The 20235-nt window shown below is 65.5% G+C and carries 17 protein-coding genes and 1 pseudogene; 11 read left to right on the top strand and 7 right to left on the bottom strand.

Annotation, left to right across the window (positions count from 1 at the left end; translation table 11 throughout):
- Positions 1 to 16 precede the first annotated feature (16 nt).
- From Q4E95_RS13890 to Q4E95_RS05185, 5 genes and pseudogenes are all read left to right on the top strand, one after another.
- Positions 17 to 1174 (top strand): annotated as a pseudogene (locus Q4E95_RS13890) (5-(carboxyamino)imidazole ribonucleotide synthase); the annotation flags it as partial.
- Between the two features lie 108 nt (positions 1175 to 1282).
- On the top strand, positions 1283 to 1786 hold the full coding sequence (gene purE / locus Q4E95_RS13885) for a 5-(carboxyamino)imidazole ribonucleotide mutase (RefSeq protein ID WP_312396164.1): 504 nt from the start codon (positions 1283 to 1285) through the stop codon (positions 1784 to 1786).
- 149 nt (positions 1787 to 1935) lie between these two features.
- A complete protein-coding gene (locus Q4E95_RS05195; protein ID WP_303382303.1) occupies positions 1936 to 3582 on the top strand; it encodes an LCP family protein in 1647 nt (548 codons plus the stop codon).
- 53 nt (positions 3583 to 3635) lie between these two features.
- Complete coding sequence (locus Q4E95_RS05190) at positions 3636 to 4619, top strand: peptidoglycan bridge formation glycyltransferase FemA/FemB family protein (RefSeq protein ID WP_303382302.1); 984 nt, start codon at positions 3636 to 3638, stop codon at positions 4617 to 4619.
- Positions 4616 to 5368: an SDR family oxidoreductase gene (locus Q4E95_RS05185; protein ID WP_303382301.1), complete on the top strand. Its 753-nt coding sequence runs from the start codon at positions 4616 to 4618 to the stop codon at positions 5366 to 5368. The genes Q4E95_RS05190 and Q4E95_RS05185 overlap by 4 nt, the downstream gene beginning before the upstream one ends.
- A 149-nt stretch (positions 5369 to 5517) precedes the next feature.
- Here the strand turns inward: Q4E95_RS05185 and Q4E95_RS05180 are convergent, their stop codons facing one another.
- Both Q4E95_RS05180 and glpX read right to left on the bottom strand, forming a co-directional pair.
- Positions 5518 to 6942 carry a hypothetical protein gene (locus tag Q4E95_RS05180; RefSeq protein ID WP_303382300.1) on the bottom strand — a complete coding sequence of 475 codons (1425 nt, stop codon included), beginning with the start codon at positions 6940 to 6942 and terminating at the stop codon, positions 5518 to 5520.
- A gap of 135 nt (positions 6943 to 7077) precedes the next feature.
- Complete coding sequence (glpX, locus tag Q4E95_RS05175) at positions 7078 to 8091, bottom strand: class II fructose-bisphosphatase (RefSeq protein ID WP_303382299.1); 1014 nt, start codon at positions 8089 to 8091, stop codon at positions 7078 to 7080.
- Between the two features lie 144 nt (positions 8092 to 8235).
- On the opposite strand from glpX, the gene Q4E95_RS05170 reads away from it, so the two are divergent.
- From Q4E95_RS05170 to Q4E95_RS05160, 3 genes are all read left to right on the top strand, one after another.
- The gene (locus Q4E95_RS05170) at positions 8236 to 8877 is read left to right on the top strand and encodes a DUF4245 domain-containing protein (RefSeq protein WP_303382298.1); all 642 of its coding nucleotides are present in this window, start codon (positions 8236 to 8238) and stop codon (positions 8875 to 8877) included.
- 112 nt (positions 8878 to 8989) lie between these two features.
- Positions 8990 to 9664, top strand: a complete 675-nt coding sequence (locus Q4E95_RS05165; protein ID WP_303382297.1) for a carbonic anhydrase — start codon at positions 8990 to 8992, stop codon at positions 9662 to 9664.
- 88 nt (positions 9665 to 9752) lie between these two features.
- The gene (locus tag Q4E95_RS05160) at positions 9753 to 11159 is read left to right on the top strand and encodes a class II fumarate hydratase (protein WP_303382296.1); all 1407 of its coding nucleotides are present in this window, start codon (positions 9753 to 9755) and stop codon (positions 11157 to 11159) included.
- A gap of 111 nt (positions 11160 to 11270) precedes the next feature.
- On the opposite strand, the gene Q4E95_RS05155 is transcribed toward Q4E95_RS05160, so the two are convergent.
- Positions 11271 to 11528 carry a hypothetical protein gene (locus tag Q4E95_RS05155; protein WP_303382295.1) on the bottom strand — a complete coding sequence of 86 codons (258 nt, stop codon included), beginning with the start codon at positions 11526 to 11528 and terminating at the stop codon, positions 11271 to 11273.
- Positions 11529 to 11550: 22 nt separating this feature from the next.
- Entirely contained in the window at positions 11551 to 12801 is a 1251-nt protein-coding gene (locus Q4E95_RS05150; RefSeq protein ID WP_303382294.1) for a C45 family peptidase, read from the bottom strand.
- A 188-nt stretch (positions 12802 to 12989) separates the two neighbouring features.
- On the opposite strand from Q4E95_RS05150, the gene Q4E95_RS05145 reads away from it, so the two are divergent.
- From Q4E95_RS05145 to Q4E95_RS05135, 3 genes are all read left to right on the top strand, one after another.
- Positions 12990 to 14732, top strand: a complete 1743-nt coding sequence (locus tag Q4E95_RS05145) for a pyruvate dehydrogenase (RefSeq protein WP_303382293.1) — start codon at positions 12990 to 12992, stop codon at positions 14730 to 14732.
- Between the two features lie 154 nt (positions 14733 to 14886).
- Positions 14887 to 16053: an ABC transporter ATP-binding protein gene (locus tag Q4E95_RS05140; protein ID WP_303382292.1), complete on the top strand. Its 1167-nt coding sequence runs from the start codon at positions 14887 to 14889 to the stop codon at positions 16051 to 16053.
- Positions 16054 to 16154: 101 nt separating this feature from the next.
- Entirely contained in the window at positions 16155 to 17213 is a 1059-nt protein-coding gene (locus tag Q4E95_RS05135) for an NAD(P)-dependent alcohol dehydrogenase (protein ID WP_303382291.1), read from the top strand.
- Positions 17214 to 17232: 19 nt separating this feature from the next.
- Here Q4E95_RS05135 and Q4E95_RS05130 read toward each other — a convergent pair whose 3' ends face one another.
- The 3 genes from Q4E95_RS05130 to Q4E95_RS05120 all read right to left on the bottom strand — a co-directional run.
- Positions 17233 to 18117 carry a carbohydrate ABC transporter permease gene (locus Q4E95_RS05130; RefSeq protein WP_303382290.1) on the bottom strand — a complete coding sequence of 295 codons (885 nt, stop codon included), beginning with the start codon at positions 18115 to 18117 and terminating at the stop codon, positions 17233 to 17235.
- Positions 18117 to 19058 carry a carbohydrate ABC transporter permease gene (locus tag Q4E95_RS05125; RefSeq protein ID WP_303382289.1) on the bottom strand — a complete coding sequence of 314 codons (942 nt, stop codon included), beginning with the start codon at positions 19056 to 19058 and terminating at the stop codon, positions 18117 to 18119. The genes Q4E95_RS05130 and Q4E95_RS05125 overlap by 1 nt, the downstream gene beginning before the upstream one ends.
- Positions 19059 to 19063: 5 nt before the next feature.
- A partial coding sequence (locus tag Q4E95_RS05120; RefSeq protein ID WP_303382288.1) for a sugar ABC transporter substrate-binding protein occupies positions 19064 to 20235 on the bottom strand: 1172 nt, incomplete at its 5' end.

Raw genomic sequence — 20235 nt, 5'->3', positions numbered from 1 at the left:
GAGCGTGAGTTTCCCCATTACAGGTCCTGTCATTGGTGTTGTCGGAGGCGGCCAGTTGGCCCGCATGATGGCACCCGCCGCTACCGAGCTGGGCATTGAATTGCGCGTCCTGGCGGAAAGCCCAGAGGTTTCTGCCGTGGCCGCCGTCCGCACCGCCCCCGTGGGGGATTACAAGGATGTGGACACCCTTCGGCGCTTCGCTTCCGAGGTGGACGTGGTCACGTTCGATCACGAGCACGTACCCACCGAGCACCTGCGAGCCATGCAGGAATCGGGGGTATCGGTACAGCCGGGCCCCGAAGCCCTCGTGCACGCGCAGGACAAGCTGGTCATGCGCAAGGCCGTGGAGAAGCTCGGCCTGCCCAATCCCCGGTGGGCCCAGGTGCGCTCCGCGGACGAGCTGCTGGCTTTCGGTGAAACCGCGGGCTGGCCGGTGATCCTCAAGACGCCGCGCGGTGGTTACGACGGCAAGGGCGTGCTGAAGCTCCCCGACGCCCAGGCCGTTGACCAGGACCCCGTTCCTGCATGGTTCGCCCAGGCTTCCGAGGACGGGCTGTTGGCCGAAGAGGTTGTCCCGTTCACGCGTGAACTGTCCGCCCTGGTGGCGCGCACGCCCTCGGGTGAGACCAAGGCATGGCCCGTGGTGGAATCCGTGCAGGTCAACGGTGTGTGCGATGAAGTGATCGCCCCGGCACCCGGCCTGGACCCCCACGTGGCCGCGGCGGCGTCGGACGTGGCGATCATGCTCGCCCAGGAACTGGGCGTCACCGGTGTGATGGCGGCCGAGCTGTTCGAAACCCCCGGCCACGGTGCCGGTTTCGCCGTGAACGAGCTGGCCATGCGCCCGCACAACTCCGGGCACTGGACCATGGACGGCTCCGTGACCAGTCAGTTCGAGCAGCACTTGCGCGCCGTTCTGGACTGGCCGCTGGGTGCCACGGAGCTCACCGCGGACGTGGCGGTGATGAAAAACTTCCTGGGCGGGGACAATCAGGATCTGTTTGCCGCTTACCCCGCCGCGATGGCTGCCGAACCGCGCGCCAAGATCCACAACTACGGCAAGTCCGTGCGTCCGGGTCGCAAGATCGGGCACGTGAACGTGGTGGGAGCCGCGGATGAAACGGCCGAGCTGCGCCGCATTGCCACGTGCGCCGCGGGCATTCTTCGCGACGGCGAGGATCGCTTGGCAGAACCCACTCACATCCGGTCCGAGGGCAAGGCGCACCCCACGTGGGGCGCCACTCCCCTGTCCCAGGACCAGGCCCCTGTGGTGGGGCTGGTCATGGGCTCGGACTCGGACTGGCCGACCATGCGCCTGGCCGCGGAAGCCCTCGAGGAGCTCGGCATCGCCTACGAGGCGGACGTGGTCTCCGCTCACCGCATGCCGCACGAGATGCTCGACTACGGACAGACGGCCCACGAACGCGGGTTACGCGTGATCATTGCCGGCGCCGGCGGCGCTGCCCACCTCCCGGGCATGTTGGCCTCGGTCACCCCGCTGCCGGTGATCGGCGTGCCGGTCCAGCTCAAGACCCTGGACGGCATGGATTCACTGCTGTCGATCGTTCAGATGCCCGCGGGGGTCCCCGTGGCCACCGTGTCGATCGGCGGGGCACGCAACGCCGGAGTATTGGCCGCTCGTGTGCTTGCCTCGGCCACGGACACCTCCGCCGCGCACCTACGAGCCAACCTGCAGAATTTCGCCCGGGAACTGTCCGAAACAGCGCATCGTAAAGGCCAGGCACTGCGGGACACGGTGCTGAGAGGCGCCACCACCCAGGATTAATCGGCAGGTGACCGGCCGGTTTACGGCCAGGACTCAGCCAGGAGCGGCACAATGTCCGCAGTGCGTCGTGTCTCGCGTCAAAGTGATTGCCCAAGTCACCCGCGTGAGCCGGCCGCAACACCGCCTTCCCCAGCAGCACGGAGTTGCACGTGAACGGATCATCCCCCAGCGATGTAGGGGGTACCCCCTACCCGCCGTCCACCCAAGCCCCCTATGCGGACGAGGACTACGCGGAAGACACCTTCCACGGCGCCTCCGCAACCCGGGATCCGGGCAGTGGGCCACGCAAGAAACGCTCCAATGTAGCCGATCCGTTGGTCAACCCCAGATTTGCGGCGCCGGCCGACCGCACCAAACGTGCGTGGTGGCTGTTGGGCGCCACCGCACTTGTTCCGGGCTCGGCTCAGCTGGTGGCGGGCCGCAAGGGTTTGGGGCGGGTGGCCCTCCGTGTGACCGTGACCGTGTGGGCGCTGATTCTGTTCTCCGCCGTGCTGTGGCTCGTGTGGAAAACAGCGCTGATCTGGTTGCTCACCAACTCGATCACGTCATGGATCTTGATGTTCGGCCTGCTGGCCCTGGCCCTGGGCTGGGTGTTCCTGTGGTTCGACACGCTGCGCCTGATCAGACCCGGCCTGCTCGGTGACAAGGTGCGCCGCGCCGTGGTGATCGTCACCGTGCTGGCCATGGTCGTCACCGGTGGTGGCTTGGTCTACGCAGCGCACCTGGTGTCCGTGGCGCGAGGTGCCGTGTCCAACATCTTTGCCGGTGGTCTGCCGTTCGCCCCCGACAACGGGCGATACAACATCCTGCTCATGGGCGGTGACGCCGGGGACGACCGCGAGGGCCGCCGCCCGGACTCCATGACCGTGCTCAGTGTTGACGCGGACTCCGGCCGCACCGTGACCGTGTCCCTGCCCCGTAACCTGCAGAACGTTCCGTTCCCGGAAGATTCCCCGCTGCATGATGTGTACCCCAGTGGGTTCAGCTGCGGTGACGAGTGCATCCTGAACGCGATCTACACGGATGTGATGCAGAACCATCAGGACCTGTACCCGGACGTCGCGGATCCCGGGGCAGAGGCCACCAAGGAGGCCGCCGAGGGCGTCACCGGTTTGGAGATCCACGGGTACGTGCTGATCGACATGGACGGTTTCGAGTCCCTCGTGGACGCCCTGGGCGGCATCACCCTGGACGTGGGAGGACGCGTTCCCATGGGCGGCGGCACCAATGAGACCACCGGCCTGCCCAACCCGATTCTGGGGTGGATCGAACCCGGGGTTCAGCACATGGACGGCAACCACGCCCTCTGGTACGCCCGCTCCCGCGAGGGAGCCACGGATTACGACCGCCAGGCCCGCCAGCGCTGCGTCCAAGCCGCAATGCTCAAGCAGCTCAACCCGGTCAACGTGGCTACCAAGTTCCAGGACCTCGCCAACTCGGGTGAGGAAATCATCGAGACGGACATCCCGCAGTCCTCGATCGGCTCCCTGGTCAATGTGGCCGTTAAGGCCAAGAACCACGACCTCGAGTCCTACGCCGTGGGCCCACCCTTCTACGACCAGTCCTTCCCCACGTACCCGGATTTCGAGCTCTTCCAGTCCGACCTGCAGGACGTCCTCGACAAGGCGACCGACGACGGCGCTGACGCGGCGGCGTCGTCGAACGTGCCGGCCCGAGGCGTGGCCGGGGCGCCGGGCGGAGTGGGCGTGGCAATGTCCGTACCCGTGCCGGCCTCCCCCGCAATGGTGACCACCGCCGAGGAGCTTTCTGCCAACGGCACCTGCTCCGTTCCGTAACCGGATCCGCGCTGCGCGTCCTGGCCGTGGCCGCGGGTCGCTACAGTGGACGCGTGGCAAATATCCTGCAGTCCCAGGAATGGGCAGAGTTTCAGCAAAGCATCGGACACCAGGTCCTTCAGGCATCCGGCCACGGATGGCGCTACCTGGCGACTGTCGAGGGCGGGCGCACGGGCCGGTACCTGTACTGCCCGTACGGACCCGAGGCGGACTCCCCGCAGTCCTTCGACGCCGCGCTGGCGGACCTCACGCGCGCGGCCAAGAAACACAAATGCTGGTTCGTGCGCGTGGAACCCGCCAACGCGAGCTTTACGGACGGTCTGGAAACGGCCAAGTCCTCGCTGCGCCGCCGCGGCATGAAGCTGGCCCCGCGCCAGGTGCAGCCCTCGCACACGCAACTCATCGACCTGAGCAAGGACGAGAAAGAGCTGCTCAAGGACATGAAGTCCACCAACCGGAACCTGTACCGGAACATCCACAAGAAGGGCGTGACCATTGAGCGCTCGGCCAACCCGGAGGACGTCAACTACCTGCTGACGTTCCTGGACGACACCGCCAAGCGCAAGGACTTCAACCGCCAACACGACGACTACCTGCGCGCCGTGGCCCGCTCGCTCATGCCCGCCGGCGCAGCCGCCATCTATTTGGCGAAGCTCGAGGACGAGCCCATTGCGGCGTCCCTCGTGTACGACTCCTCCGATACCCGCACGTACGCCCACGCGGCCATGGACCAGCGCCACCGCAAACTGTCCGCGGGCATTCCCCTGGTGGTCACCATGATCATGGATGCCAAGGAGAAGGGGTTGGTGTGGTTCGATTTGTTCGGCACCGCCCCCGAGGGCGCCGGCCCCGACCACGAGTGGTACGGATTCACATCCTTCAAGAAGTCCTTCGGGGGCTCCCCCGTGTCCTTCCCCGGAACGTGGGACCTGCCGGTCTCGGGCGGGGGATACGCCGCGTACACCGGTGCGCGCCACGCCCGGGAGGCGGTCGCTAAGGCCCGGAAAAAAATTCGCGAGCGTACCATCGGGGGATGACTAAAACTGCTCTGATCACCGGTGCCACCGGGGGAATTGGCCGCGCGTTCACCACCGAATTGCACCGGCGCGGTTATCAATTGATTATCACCGGACGGAGCACCGAGAAATTAACGGAGCTGTCGCAGTCGGTGACCGGCGGTGCGGCGCAGATCGTTGCGGCGGACCTCGGAACCCAAGAAGGCATTGACACCCTGGTGGACGTGATCCGCTCCAATCCGCTGGACATCCTGGTCAATAATGCGGGCTTCGGCACGCACGGTTCCTTCGCGGAGCTTGATTTTCACCGCGAACTGGAACAGGCCACCGTCAATATGACCGCGTTGATGGCTACCACCCACGAGGCGCTCCAGTCCATGACCGCACGCCGCACCGGCGCGATCCTGAACATTGCATCCGTGGCCGGTTTCCAACCCCTGCCCTACATGGCCACCTACGGCGCCAGCAAGGCATTCGTGGACAAGTTCTCTCTCGCGGTCGGCGCGGAAGCCCGGAAATCCGGCGTGCTCGTCACCAGCGTGAACCCCGGACCCGTTGACACCCAGTTCTTCGAGGTGGTTGGTTCCGATGCCGTGAACATTGGCCGCGCCGTGCCACCGGAACAGATCGTGGCCTCCGCCATGACCGCCGTGGACAAGCGCCGCTCCCGCGTGGTGGCGCCCAGGTCGTTCCACGCTATGGAGGCCCTCACCCGTGTGCTGCCGGCACCGTTGATGGCACGGGCGACAGCCGTCGTTTCCGGGCGGTAGTCACCGCGGCGCACGTGAGGTTGCGTGAGAGCCCTCGCCAGCACCTGAGGTGTCGGTAGAACCCTCCGCGCTGATCGAAAGGGTTCCAGCGGACCCTGAACTGCTTCCCGGGGTTCTACCGGCCCCTACGGAACTGCTCTACCTCGGGCTCACCAGCGCGCGGCGTCACGGATGGCGGCGGTTCCCTCATGCACGATTCGACGCGCGAGGCCACGGACCCTGCCCGGCTCGGCCGCAGCGGCCCCGGTGGAATCAGCACCGGAGGAAGCGGCGTCGGCGTCATCTTTTTTCATGAAGGACGGGCGTGCGGGCGTGGGCACGCGGGGAACCGAGACCCCGGGCAGGCCCCGCGATTTCTTGCCCTTCGCGGGCAGCTCGCCCGTGTCGGCGGTGGCTGTCATGTCGCCACCTGCGGGTTCAGCCGAGGTCGGTTGCTTCTTCTGCTTGGGCGCAGCGGGTTGGCGGGCGAGGTCCGGATCGGCGTCAACGGGGTTGTTGGCTTCCTGTGCCGCGAGGGAACCTGTTTCGGGTGCCGCCGGGTCGCCTTCGCGAGCGGGCTGCGCGGCGAGCACTTTGAGCCGCCGCTTCTTCTGGGGCGAGCGCTCACCGAAAATCTTGTGGCGGGTCTTCTCCGCCCGACCGGCCAACTGGTAGGCGCTGACCAGCGGGTACTCCCACACGCCGAGAATCTCCCTGCGGTCCTCCGCAAGCTCGCGCAGCACCACGGATGCGCTCTCGGAGTCCGGGTCCCCCGCCACGAGGTTGTGGACCCGCCGCTGCTGCAACTGCACCAGGCCGGTGAGCAACAGCGCATCATCCACGCCCAGTTGGCGGGCGCGGTCGGTGAATCCCACGCGGTAGAGCATGGCGGACTCTCCGGTGTGCACGAACCACAGGTAGCCCAGGGCGGTTTCTTGTTCACCTTCGGCCTGCTCGGTGGCCACGAGGAACACGGAATCCTGATCCACGGCTTTGAGCAAATCGTCGATGTGCGCGGTGCGCAGGCCCACGTTGGCCAGGCTCTGAGTATTTGCGGACACGCGCCGCACTTTGACACCAGCCGTTTTGAGACCGGCGCGGCAGCGTTCGAGGGTGCCGCTGGACAAACGCTTCGACAGGTCGCTCTCGACCTCGCCCAGGCGCACGATCAGTTCGCGCGGGCCCGCCTCGCCCTTGCGGATCTTCTGCCGACGGCGGTACCCCGCCTCGTCGAGATCAGACAGCAATTGCGGGTTGACCGCGGTGTCCGGGCTGACGCGCAGGACGGCGCCGTGGTGCTTTTCGCGGGCATGGTCCTGCAGGGCACCGAGAACTCCGACGAGTTCATGGGGACTCTTCACGTGGAGGGACTTGGCTTCCACCACCGTGTGCTTGTCCTCGGGGTAGATCAGGAGCTGGCCGTAACCGATCGTCTGATCTGCGCGATCCACCATGACGCGTTCCACGCTGATCTGCTCGTCCGCCAGTGATTCGGCCTCACCAATGCCCCATAGCAGCTGGGGATTCCCACCGGTCACGCGAACCCTTGCGTCCCACGTTTTCCGGTTGTCACACGGGTTCACGCTCAATGACACGGTGCGTCCTTTCGTCAGTGCCCAGCACACCGTCTTACAGCTTAGCTGCGGACAGCACTCGCGCGTGACCACCCGGTGGGGCGATCACGCGCGAGTACTGATTCAATTCGGGGAGATCAGTGGTGCGAAGACGGATCAGTCGTTGCCGCGCTCGTACTTCTCCCACTTCTTGGCCACGTGCTCCGCTTCGACCATGCGCACGGTGCCCGACCTGGAACGCATCACGATGGACTGGGTGGTGATTTGGGGTCCGCTATAACGCACGCCGCGCAGGAGATCGCCGTCCGTGATGCCGGTGGCGGCGAAGAAGCAGTTGTTCGAGGTCACCAGCTCATCGGTGGTCAGAATGCGGTCCACGTCCAGGCCGGCCTCGGCGGCCTTCTCCCGCTCGGCCTCATCAGTCGGTGCCAGGCGACCCTGGATCACACCGCCGGTGGCCTTCACGGCGCACGCTGTCACGATGCCTTCCGGCGTCCCGCCGATACCCATCATCACGTCCACGCCGGTCCCCTCGCGGCACGCGGCAATGGCGCCGGCGACGTCGCCGTCGAGAATCATGCGCGTACGGGCACCGGTCGCGCGGATTTCCTCCACGAGACCCTGGTGGCGGGGGCGGTCCAGCACGCACACGGTGAGCTGGTTGGTCTTCACGCCGCGGGCCTTGGCCACGAGGTGCAGGTTCTGCTTGACCGGCAGACGCAGGTCCACCATGTCCGCGGCCTCTGGCCCGACCACGAGCTTGTCCATGTAGAACACGGCAGAGGGGTCGAACATCGAACCGCCGTCCGCGACGGCAATGACGGCCAGGGCGTTGTTCATGCCCAACGCGGTCAAGCGCGTTCCGTCAATGGGGTCCACCGCGACATCTGAGGCGGGGCCGCTGCCGTCGCCCACCTGCTCACCGTTGTAAAGCATGGGGGCTTCGTCCTTCTCGCCCTCACCGATCACCACGGTGCCGTTGAAGCTGACCGTGGACAGGAACGAACGCATTGCGTCCACCGCTGCGCCGTCCGCACGGTTCTTGTCGCCCGCGCCAACCCAGTGACCGCCGGCAATTGCGGCAGCCTCCGTAACGCGGACCAGTTCCAGGGCCAGATTTCGGTCCGCCGCGTTACCTGAAGCGTTACCTGCGGTTGTTTGAGTCGCCATGTTCCTCACCTTCGAGTCAGCTGCGCCGGTGCGCCTCGCATCGCACGTGATCGTGGGCGAGCACACAGGCCTTGCGTGCGTTTCCAGCATATCCCCGGCATTGTCCGATTGGGCGGCTATGTCACGGCACGGCACAATGGACCCGTGAGTGATTCAGCTACGACGCCGCCCCGCAACCCTGACGAGCCTCGGGTCACCTCCGCGACCCCGGAGGAAGGCGCCCCGCTGCCCCAGATCACCACCAAACAGGCGGCCAAGATCAACGCGCCCATTCGCGGCATGGTCATCTCGATGGCTGTGCTGCTCCTGCTGATCCTGCCGTTCCTGTGGCTGGCACCCAGGCCTGACGCCCAGCCCTACCGCGCTGACGTGAATGTCTCGGAGGAAGCCGGCTTCGTGGCCGAGCAGGCGAAGTTCACCCCCGCAGCCCCGGACCTCGGTGAGGACTGGACGGCCAATTACGCCCGCTGGGACGCCAACTCCCAAGAGGGAGTGCCCCTGTGGAGCGTTGGGTATCTCTCCCCCAATTACCACCTGGTCGAAATGGTCCAGACCGCTGAATCCAACCCCACCTGGCTGGCGCAGCGCACCGAGTTGATCCCCGTGACCGGTCAGAAGGACGTGGATGGAATCTCGTGGGACATTCACCACCGTGACCCCTCGGGTAAACAGGACGAGTTCACCGCATGGGTCGGCACGTTCGAGGACTCCACCGTGATCCTCAGCGGCGAGGCCAGCGAGGAAGAGTTCGAGCACGTCGCGAAGACGCTGGCCGAGGGCCGCTGAGTTCACAGACCCGCATCGGTCACGACGCGGAACGAACTGAGGTTTAAGCTAGGAACGCACCCGGGGGCACCACCTCCTGGCGCACCAACCGTGAGTCGAACCGGGAGCCACCGTGAGCGAAAAGACCCAGCCGAAAATCAGTGACGCCAAGAAGCCGACCAGCACACCCAAGACACCCCAGGACGCATGGCAGCGGTTGCGGGACGGTAATGAGCGGTTCATTGCCGGTGAGACCTTGCACCCGCACCAGGACGCTCAGCGGCGCAAGGACCTGGAGCACGTGCAGAAGCCGTTCGCCGTGATCTTCGGTTGCTCCGATTCGCGCTTGGCTGCGGAAATCATCTTCGACCTGGGTCTGGGCGATGCCTTTGTGATCCGCACGGCAGGCCAGGTCATCGACAACGCGGTGCTGGGCACCCTCGAGTACGCCATCGACGTCTTGGGCACCCCGCTGATCATGGTGCTCGGTCACGACTCGTGCGGGGCCGTGACCGCGACCAAGAACGCCGTCGACTCCGGCGAGCTCCCCCGCGGTTTCCAGCGCGACCTGGTGGAGCGCATCACGCCGTCGGTCCTGGAATCCAAGCGCAAGGGTCTGAACACCCTCTCCGACATGGTCGTGGAGCACACCAAGCAGACGGCTTCGCGCATGTTGGACCAGTCCCGATCGATTGCGGCGGCCGTCTCCAAGGGGGACGCTGCAGTGATCGGCGTGTTCTACCACCTGGATGCGGGCAAGGCGGAACTCGTCTACGGTCACGGCCCGTGGTTCCCGGAGCGCAGCTGAGAGCGCGTCCGATTCCGCCGGGCAAGGTGGCGTGTCACCGCATGCCACCAAGAGCCCGGCCCCGATCCGAGCGCCTAAGCTAGGGGTCATGGCAGAAAATACTGAGTACCGCATTGAACACGACACCATGGGTGAGGTCCGCGTTCCCAAGAACGCCCTGTACCGCGCTCAGACCCAGCGTGCCGTGCAAAACTTCCCGATCTCCGGCTCCACCCTGGAGCCCCAGCACATCAAGGCGCTCGCCCAGGTGAAGAAGGCCGCGGCCACCGCCAACGAGGAACTGGGTGTCCTGGACGCCCAGCGCGCCCAAGCCATTCGCGACGCCGCCGACGCCGTCGCCTCCGGTGACTACAACGACAACTTCCCCATTGACGTGTTCCAGACCGGTTCCGGAACCTCCTCGAACATGAACACCAATGAGGTTCTGGCCACCCTGGCCACCCGCTCGCTGGAGTCCGAGGGCGTGGAGGTCCACCCCAACGACCACGTCAACGCCTCGCAGTCCTCCAACGACGTGTTCCCCACCTCCGTGCACGTGGCCGTGACCAACGCGCTGATCAACGATCTCAAGCCCGCCATGGACGTGCTGGCCACGTCCCTGGAGAAGAAGGCCGCAGAGTTCAAGGACATCGTGAAGTCCGGCCGCACCCACTTGATGGACGCCACCCCGGTGACGCTGGGTCAGGAATTCGGTGGTTACGCTGCACAGGTTCGCTACGGCATCGAACGCATTGACGCTTCCCTGCCCCGCGTGGCCGAGGTTCCCCTGGGCGGCACCGCCGTGGGCACCGGCATCAACACCCCGGACGGCTTCTCCGCCCGCGTGATCGAACTCTTGGCCGAGGAAACCGGCCTGCCGATCACCGAGGCCCGCAACCACTTCGAGGCGCAGGCCAACCGTGACGGTTTGGTCGAGGCTTCCGGGCAGCTGCGCAACATCGCGTACTCCTACATGAAGTTCATGAACGACATCCGCTGGATGGGATCCGGGCCCAACACCGGCCTGGGCGAGCTGCACATCCCCGATCTGCAGCCGGGTTCCTCCATCATGCCGGGCAAGGTCAACCCCGTGATCTGCGAGGCGGCCATCCAGGTTTCCGCCCAGGTCATCGGCAACGACACCGCCGTGGCCCTGTCCTCCAGCAACGGTGCGTTCGAACTCAACGTGGGTATCCCCGTGATGGCCGCCAACCTGCTCCAGTCCATCCGCCTGCTCGCCAACATCTCCCGCGTTTCCGCGGAGAAGATGATCGACGGCCTGGTGGCCAATGAGGAACGCTGCACCTTCCTCGCGGAGGCCTCCCCCTCCATCGTGACCCCGCTCAACAAGGCCATCGGCTACGAGGCCGCGGCCAAGATCGCCAAGCACGCCGTGGCCAACAAGGTGACGGTGCGCGAGGCCACCATCGAGCTCGGCTACGTGGACGGCGACAAGCTCACCGAGGAGCAGCTGGACAAGGCTCTGGACGTGACCACCATGACGGGCAACTACTGAGCCGACGTCAGCTCCGGACACTGATCGGTCCCGGCGACAGATCACCGGTGCATGATTGGAAGCTTCGGCCCCGCACGCTCACCGTGCGGGGCCGAAGCATTTAAGAACCGGTCAGGCCTTCCAGCGGGACCAGGCCGCCTGCCGGGAGGTCCCGGCCGCACCGGCCACCGCCGTCCACGACGACGCCGCCGCAACGTTGCGGGCGCTGGTCCCCAGGGACTCACCCACGGCCCCGCTCAATCGCAGGAGCGACTGGAACGCCTCCGGATCGCCACTCGCGGCGAGCTGGCGTACGGCCGCCATGGCCGCGCTTTCCAACTGGACCACGGGGGTCGGCCCGTCACTGGGTTCAGGAATGTTGGTACTCACGTGTCCATCATGGCACCGAGGCTCAGCGGCCCACCAGTACGACGTTCAGGGTGTCGTCCGCGTCCTCGAAGCCACGTTTCCAGGACACACCGGGCCAGCGGTACTCGACCGAACCCTCGTCCGGGCGGTAATGGGCGGTGAACAACGTGCCGAAGCCGCCGGAGAAGTTGTCCTGGTAGAGCGGATCCCCGAGGAACTGATCGCGCATCTCCTCGGCGCTGATCTGGGTCTCCACGGTGCGGTCCAGGTGATCGAGGCGTTCCACGGAGAAGAACTGAGCGGCCTTGGCCGGGTACTCCGGCTCCTTGCCGCGATGGTTGGTCGCGGTGCAGGCGTCGAAGAACTCGGCCTGCTGGCCCGGGGCCACGAAGGCGGTGAACTTCTCGCCCGAGGTGTCCACCACGGTGATGTTGTAGGACATGGACACCGGCAGCTCACGCAGTAGTTCGCGTGCCTGCTGGGCGGTCTCGGCCACTTCCAGCAGGTACCGGATCACGATCGGGATCGCGAATCCCGGGCCCGATCCCGGTCGACCACCGAACGTGAGGGACACAGCCAGGCCGGCGTCGTTCATTCCGTCCAGCAGGCCCCACAGGCAGTCACCGGTACCAATGACCTTGCGGCCGGTGAACTCACTGGAGTACACGGTGGCTTCCCACAGGCTCGGGACGTAGTCGTAGTTGCGGGTCAGTGAGGTCTCCTCACCCGTGAGCGCAACCTGCGAGCAGGCCGGCGCGAACGCGGGAAGGTTCCACATGGTCAAAAAGCGCGCCGCGACGTCGTCGTTGCCGGTGAGCTGCACGAGCTTGCGCCACGTGGGGATCAGCTCGGGCATGTGCTTCTCGAGCATGCCGCGCGCCTCGTCCAGCTCGGGGCGCGCGCCCGGTCCGGTCTGGTACCACGAGCGGTAGGCGGGCCAGGTCGCGTCGAACAGGGCCTTCCAGCGCGGGCCCGGCTGCGGCTCGCGGATACCGAACACCGTCACGGGGAATTCGCGTTGCGCGGACCACGACGACGCTCCCGCGCCGTAGCCCTCCCCGCCGGTCTCGGTGTCGGATGCCTCGGTACCGGTCGCGGCGGAGGTGCCACGAGCGGGACGGGTGGTTCCGCCGGCAGTGTCGATGGTGGGTGCACCGCGGTAGAAATCAACCCAGTTGATCCGGGGCGAGGCGGTCTCGGCCCAGTTGACGGAGGTCCAGTCAATGGCCGCCCAGTCGATATCGGTCCAGCGTGCTCGGGTCCGGGGTGCGTGGGTCTTCTGTTCACAAGTCATGTGTCAAGGAAACATTGACACGATGCAGTCTGTCAAGCTTTTCTTGACAGACCCCCGGGGTGATTCACCTCACCACTCACGGTCCTGCTCCTCACAAACCCCTCCCCGATGCCCACATGCCCGCCTAGGATGAATAGGAAGCAACCTTGTGACCGGACCACGGTCACCCCGTTCGGCAGGAGTAAGACATGAAACTCGCAGAGCAAATCATCCAGCAACTCATGGACGCGGGCGTCCAGCGCATTTACGGCGTGGTGGGGGACAGCCTGAATCCCATTGTCGACGCGGTCCGCCGCACCGGCGGCTCCGCAAAGGGCGGCATCGACTGGGTTCACGTGCGCCACGAGGAGGCCGCAGCCTTTGCCGCGAGCGCCGAAGCCCAACTGACGGGTCAATTGGCGGTGTGCGCGGGCTCGTGCGGGCCGGGAAACCTGCACCTGATCAACGGTCTGTACGATGCCAACCGCTCGGGAGCGCCCGTGTTGGCGATCGCCTCTCACATTCCGTCGCAGTACATCGGCGCCTCCTACTTCCAGGAGACCCACCCGGACCGATTGTTCAACGAGTGCTCGGTGTACTCCGAACTGATCAGCACTCCCACGCAGTCCCCCGCCGTGGTCAGCTCGGCCGTACAGCACGCGATGACGGTTCCCGGCGTGGCCGTCATCACCCTGCCCGGTGATATCGCCGAGTCCGAGACCCAGGCGGATGCCCGGCCGTTCTGCGTGCCGGAACCGGGCGCCGTCGTCCCCTCGGACGCGACCATCGAGCGCATGGCCAATGCCCTGAACAATGCCCGGGACGTGGCGATTTTCGCCGGGATCGGTGTGGCCGGCGCCCACGACGAGGTGATTGCCCTCGCGGACACCCTGGGTGCCCCGATCGGGCATTCGCTGCGCGGTAAGGACCAGATCCAGTACGACAACCCGTTCGACGTGGGTATGACCGGACTACTCGGCTACGGTGCCGCGGCCGAGGGACTCAAGGGTGCCGACGTGATGGTCATGCTGGGCACCGATTTCCCGTACGACCAGTTCCTGCCGGACGTCACCACCATCCAGGTGGACACGGATGCCTCCGTGATCGGTCGCCGCACCGGTGTGGACATCCCCGTGCACGGTGATGTGAAATCGACCATCCTCAAGCTGTTGCCGGAGTTGACGCGGAAGAAGAACCGTTCGTTCCTCAAGAAGACTCTCGCCAAGCACGACAAGCTCATGAACAAGGCCGTGGGCGCGTACACCCGCAAGGTCGAGAAGATGACGCCCATCCACCCGGAATACGCGGCGTCGATCCTGGACCAGGTGGCCTCGGACAACGCGATTTTCACCGCGGACACCGGCATGTGCAACGTGTGGACGGCCCGCTACATCAACCCGCTGGGAACCCGACGCGTGATCGGCTCCTACCTGCACGGCTCCATGGCCAATGCGCTCCCCCAGTCCATCGGTGCCCAGCTGGCCTTCCCGGACCGCCAGGTCATCTCGGTCTCCGGCGACGGCGGACTGTCCATGCTCATGGGGGAACTGCTCACACTGGCCGTCTACGACCTGCCCGTGACCGTGGTCGTGTTCAACAACTCCTCGCTGGGCATGGTCAAGTTGGAGATGCTCGTGGACGGCATGCCCGATTTCGGTGTGGACGTACCGCAGACCGACTACGCGGGCATTGCGCAGGCCGCCGGGTTGCAGGGAATTCGCGTGGAGCAACCCGGGGACCTGGAGGGCGCGTTCACCACCGCGCTGGCACACCGGGGGCCCTCACTCGTGGAAATCATCACGGACCCCAATGCCCTGTCGATCCCGCCACAGATCGAGAGCGCCCAGGTCTTCGGATTCGCCACGGCCATGTCCAAGATGGTCTTCAACGGTGGCGCAGGCGAGGCCGTCTCCATGGCGCGTTCCAACCTGCGCAACATTCCGCGCGGCTGAGTCACCCGGGCGGCTCCCCTTTTCGACGGCGACAGGGGTGGCGGTTATCACATGAGTTTCGCTATGATCTCATGTGAGAGTGGCTCAGGTCACTCCCGCCATCCTTTTCTCCTACGGATCGTCCGGCACGTGCCTGCCGGGAAAGAGGAAACACATGTCCAGCGTGCGCTACGACAGGGTGACCTGTCAGTATCCCGGGGCCGAGCGCCCCTCCGTTTCCGAGCTGAGCCTCGATATCGCCGACGGCGAGTTCCTGGTTCTCGTGGGCCCCTCCGGTTGCGGTAAATCCACCACCCTGCGCATGCTCGCGGGTTTGGAAGACGTCACGGGCGGCTCCATTCACATTGGCGACAACGAGGTGACCGACACCGCCTCCCGCGATCGTGACATCGCGATGGTCTTCCAGAACTATGCGCTGTACCCGCACATGACGGTGCGCGACAACATGGGTTTTGCGCTGAAGATCGCCAAGGTGGGCGAGGCCGAGCGCAATCAGCGCATCGAGGAAGCCGCCAGGATCCTGGACCTCACCGAGTATCTGGATCGCAAGCCCAAGGCCCTGTCCGGTGGTCAGCGCCAGCGCGTGGCCATGGGACGCGCCATTGTGCGCTCGCCCCAGGTGTTCCTCATGGACGAGCCGCTGTCCAACCTGGACGCAAAGCTGCGCGTGCAGACCCGCACCCAAATTGCCTCCCTCACCCGCCGCCTGGGCGTGACCACGGTGTACGTGACTCACGATCAGACCGAGGCCATGACCATGGGTGATCGCGTGGCGGTGCTCAAGGACGGGCGCCTCATGCAGGTGGACACTCCCCGTGAGCTCTACGATCGCCCGGCCAATGAGTTCGTGGCCGGTTTCATCGGCTCCCCCGCCATGAACCTCTTCCGTGCCGCCGTGACCCAGGACGGCGCGGTGGAACTGGGCACGTTGAGACTGCCTCTCAGCGCTGCGGCTCGGGAAGCGCTCACCGGTGCCGAGGTCACGGTGGGCATCCGGCCGGAAGACCTGGTGCCTTCCGAGAGGGGCCGGGGCTTGGCGGTCGTCGCGGACATCGTGGAAGAACTCGGGGCGGACGCGTACGTCTACGGCCACCTGGACCACAACTCCGACCAGCACGTCACTCCCATTGCGGGAGTGGCCGGCCACGATGAGGACACCGTTCCGAACACCGGAACCAGTGCGGAAGCGGACGAGAGTCCCATTGTGATTCGCGTGGACGGCCGGCAACCACCGGCCGCGGAAACCACCCTGTGGGTCAGCACCAACGGTGACCGGCTCCACCTCTTCGACGCCACCACGGGCGAGCGACTCCCGGACTGATGTCATCTCCATGAAGTGAAACGTCACGCGCCCTTTCGGGGAGCGCGTGGCGTTTCTTTCGTTTCTGCCCTGTACTCCATGACTATCGGAAGGCCACCCCTGTGACTCCCACCAGCCCCGCCGAGATCCCCGTTGTACCCGCCACCATGAGGGCCAGTGTGCTGCGGGCCCCGCATCAGCTGGAGATTCAGGAGCGGTCCGTGCAGCATCCCGGCCCGCACGAGGTGCTGATCCGCATCACCTCGGTGGGTGTGTGCGGCTCCGACACCCACTATTACGAGCACGGGCGGATCGGTGATTTCGTGGTGGAGGAACCCCTGATTCTGGGCCACGAACCCGCCGGTGTCATTGTGGCCGTTGGGTCGGACGTCCACGACCGGCACGTGGGTCAGCGGGTCTCCCTGGAACCAGGGATCCCCCAACCGTTCTCGTCCCAAACCCTGCACGGGCAGTACAACCTGGACCCCGCGGTCCGGTTCTTCGCGACTCCGCCCATCGACGGCGTGTTCTGCGAATACGTGACTCACCCTGCCGCGTTCTCGCATCCCGTTCCGGACGCGCTCTCCGACGACGCCGCCGCGCTCCTTGAGCCGCTGTCCGTGGGTATCAGTGCCGTGCGCGCCGCGGGTGTCATCCTGGGTGACCGTGTCCTGGTGGCCGGTGCCGGTCCGGTGGGGCTGCTTGTCGCTCAGTGCGCTCGCCTGGCCGGCGCCCTGGACGTGGTGGTGACCGACACCCGCGACGATCGGCTCGACACGGCCATGAATTACGGCGCCACAGGGACGTTCCGCGCGGACAATGAGCCGTCCCCGGAGGGCCCCGTCCCCGGCCGTGGCTATACCGTGCTGCTGGACGCGAGCGGTGCCGAACCCGCAATCCTTGCCGGGATGCAGCGGCTGGCACCGGGAGGTCGCGTGGTCCTCGTGGGCATGGGCGCGGACGTACTCCGCCTGCCGGTGCCCCTGGTACAGGAGCGACAACTGCACCTGACCGGGATCTTCCGTTACGCCAACACGTGGGACACCGCCATCCGCATGGTCGAGCAGGGCCACGTGGACCTGGATTCCTTGGTCACCTCGCGCCACGGCCTGGACGACGTCGCCGCGGCGCTGACCGCGGGGACGCGCCCAGGCGCGTTGAAGGCTGTCGTGAACCCCTGACGGGGTCGATGGGCGTCCGCTACTTGATGGCGCCCATCGACAGGCCGCGCACCAACTGCTTCTGCGCGATCCAACCGGCGAGCACCACGGGCAGAGAGGCCAAGACGCTGGCCGCTGAAAGGCGGGCCAAGAAGAGGCCCTCGCTGGTCATGGTGGATACCAGCATGATGGGCACGGTGGCGGCGTCCGCGGCCGTGAGGTTGAGGGCGAAGAAGAACTCGTTCCACGCGAAAATCACGCAGATCAGGGCGGTTGATGCGATACCCGGGGCGACCATGGGGATCAGCACCACGCGCATCGTGGTCATCAGCGATGCGCCGTCCATCTGGGCGGCCTCGAGCACCTCGCGTGGGACCTCCTGGAAGAACGAGCGCATCATCCACACCGCCAGCGGCAGGTTCATGGCCGTGTACAGGAACACCAGGGTCCACACATTGTCCAGGACCTTGAGCTTTCCGGCCACAACGTAAATGGGCATGATCACCGCGACCACCGGGAGCATCTTGGTGGAAATGAAGAAGAACAGCACGTCCTTGGTCTTCTCCACGGGGCGGATGCTCACGGCGTACGCGGCGGGAATCGCCAACAGGATCACGAGGATCGTGGAGACCACCGTGGCAATGACCGAGTTCCACAGGTACCCGCCCGCACCCGCCTCGAACACGGCCTTGTACTGGTCCAGCGTGGGAGTGAAGAAGAATTTGGGAGGGTTGGCGGCGGCGTCGGCCTCTTGTTTGAACGAGGTGAGCACCATCCACAGGACGGGCATGAAGAACCCGAGGGCCAGCAGCCACGTGAACAGGGTCAGCGCTGCGGATCCCGCGCCGCCGCCCGTGCGCTTGCGCCGCGCGAGCGGTTGTGAGGTCTCTGCTGCGGGCGTCTGCGTCTGAACGGTGGTGCTCATCAGTTCTGCTCCGTGCTCATGAAGCCCTTGAAAATCAATCGCAGGGCGAAGTTGGCAATGATGATCGTGGCGATGACAACCACCACGCCCATGGCTGCGGCCTGACCGATGTCGAAGCCCAGGAAGGCGCGTTGGTAGATGTAGTACGGCAGGTTGGCACTACTCGTACCGGGTCCGCCGGCGGTCATCAAATAGATCTGGTCAAAGGTGTTGACCACGTAAATCGCACCCAACAGCACCGACAGTTCGATGTAGCGGCGCAGGTGCGGCAGGGTGATGAAAAAGAACGTCTGCACGGCGGAGGCACCGTCCATCTGCGCGGCCTCCAGAACGTCCTTGGGCTGGGACTGAAGTCCCGCCAGGATCAGGAGCATCATGAACGGGGTCCACTGCCACACCAGGGCGATCAGGATCGAAATGACGGGGTGGGATGACGTCCAGTCCACCGCGGGAATCCCGAAAATGCCCAGCACCCAGTTCACCAGACCGTACGTGGGGTTGAACATGGACGTGGACCACAACGTGGCCGCCGCTACCGGCATGATCAAGAACGGTGTGATCAGCAAGGTCCGCACCACGCCGCGGCCCAAGAACTTGCGGTCGAGCAGTAGCGCGAACAGGATGCCCAGGACCATGGCGATCAGCACGCAGCCGAGGGTGTAGATCACCGAGTTCATCGCGACCTGCCGGAAGGTGCGGTCTGCGAAGATCTCGATGTAGTTGCTCAGACCGACGAACACGTCCGAGGCCGGGTTCAACAGGTTCCACGATCGCAGCGAGTACCAAATGGTGATCAGGAACGGGATCTGCGTGGCGATGATCGTGAAGATCAACGCCGGCAGTAGCGGTAGGCGTCGCTGCCACGCGTCACTGCGACGCGGCGCGTGAGCGCGAGATGTGCGGGGGCGGCTCGAACGGGCGGCCCCGGTTGATGTGGACATAGCGGTTACTGGCCTTCCTCACGCTGGTAGGTGCGAGCCACCTGTTCTGCATAGGCCTGGGACTGTTCCAGAGCCTCGTCGACGGTGATCTGGCCGGCCACGGCCGCCGAGATCTGCTGGCCCACACGGGTGCCCAGATCTTGGAATTCCGGAATGGCCACGAATTGCAGGCCGTCATACGGGACCGGATGAGTCATGGAGGTTTCCTGGGACGCGCCGTCCATGGCATCCAGGGTGGGCTGCGCGTACGCCTGAGAGATCTTGCGGTATTCGGGCACCTGATAGGTGGAGTAGCGCGATCCCGGAGGCACGCGTTCCCAGCCGAAGCGCTCACCCACGAGTTCGATGTACTCCTTGTTGGTCATCCAGGAGACGAAATCCCACGCGGCGTCCTTGTGATCGGAGGTGCTGGGAATGGCCAGCGACCAGCTGTAGAGCCACCCCGCGTCCTCGGTGTCCATGACGGGGGCGGGTGCATACCCGTTCTGCCCCGCCACGGTGGAGGACGCGGGATCCTCGATCGAGGACACCATGGCCGTGGCGTCGTACCACATGGCGGCGTTTCCCTGGCTGTAGCGGGTGATGCAGTCGCCGTAGCCGGACGTCGCCGCGCCGGGCTGACCGTGTTCGCGGACCAGGTTCACGTACTCGTTCACGGCCTGCTTGGTCTTGTCAGAGGTGAGCGTGGGGTTCCAATCCTGGTCGAACCAGCCGCCGCCGTAGGTGTTCATGACCGTGCTCAGCGGAGCCATGACCTCGCCCCAGCCGGCCAGCCCGCGCAGGCAGATACCGGAGACACCGTTGTCCGGGTCATCCAGGGTGGCCGCGAGCTCATTGATCTCCGGCCAGGTGGGATTTTCCGGCATGGTGACGCCGGCGTTCTTGAACATTTCCTCGTTGTAGACGAGGAAGGAAGACTCTCCGTAGAAGGGTACGGAGTACATGTCATCTTCATAGCTCAGGGCCTCACGGATCGAGCCGATGAAGTCCTGATCGTCATAGCCCTCGGTCTTGTCGATGTAGGGCTGGAGGTTCTCTATCCAACCGTTTTCGGCCCAGATCGGGGTTTCGTAGTTGGAGATCATGACCACGTCGAACTCGCCACCGCCGGTGGCGACAGAGGCGGTGATCTTGGCGCGGGCCTCGTTCTCGGGCAGGGACACGAATTTCACGTTGA

The sequence above is a fragment of the Kocuria sp. genome, from assembly GCF_030536815.1.
In the GTDB taxonomy this organism is placed as follows: Bacteria; Actinomycetota; Actinomycetes; order Actinomycetales; family Micrococcaceae; genus Kocuria; species Kocuria gwangalliensis.
This window is presented reverse-complemented; position numbering and strand designations above follow the sequence as displayed.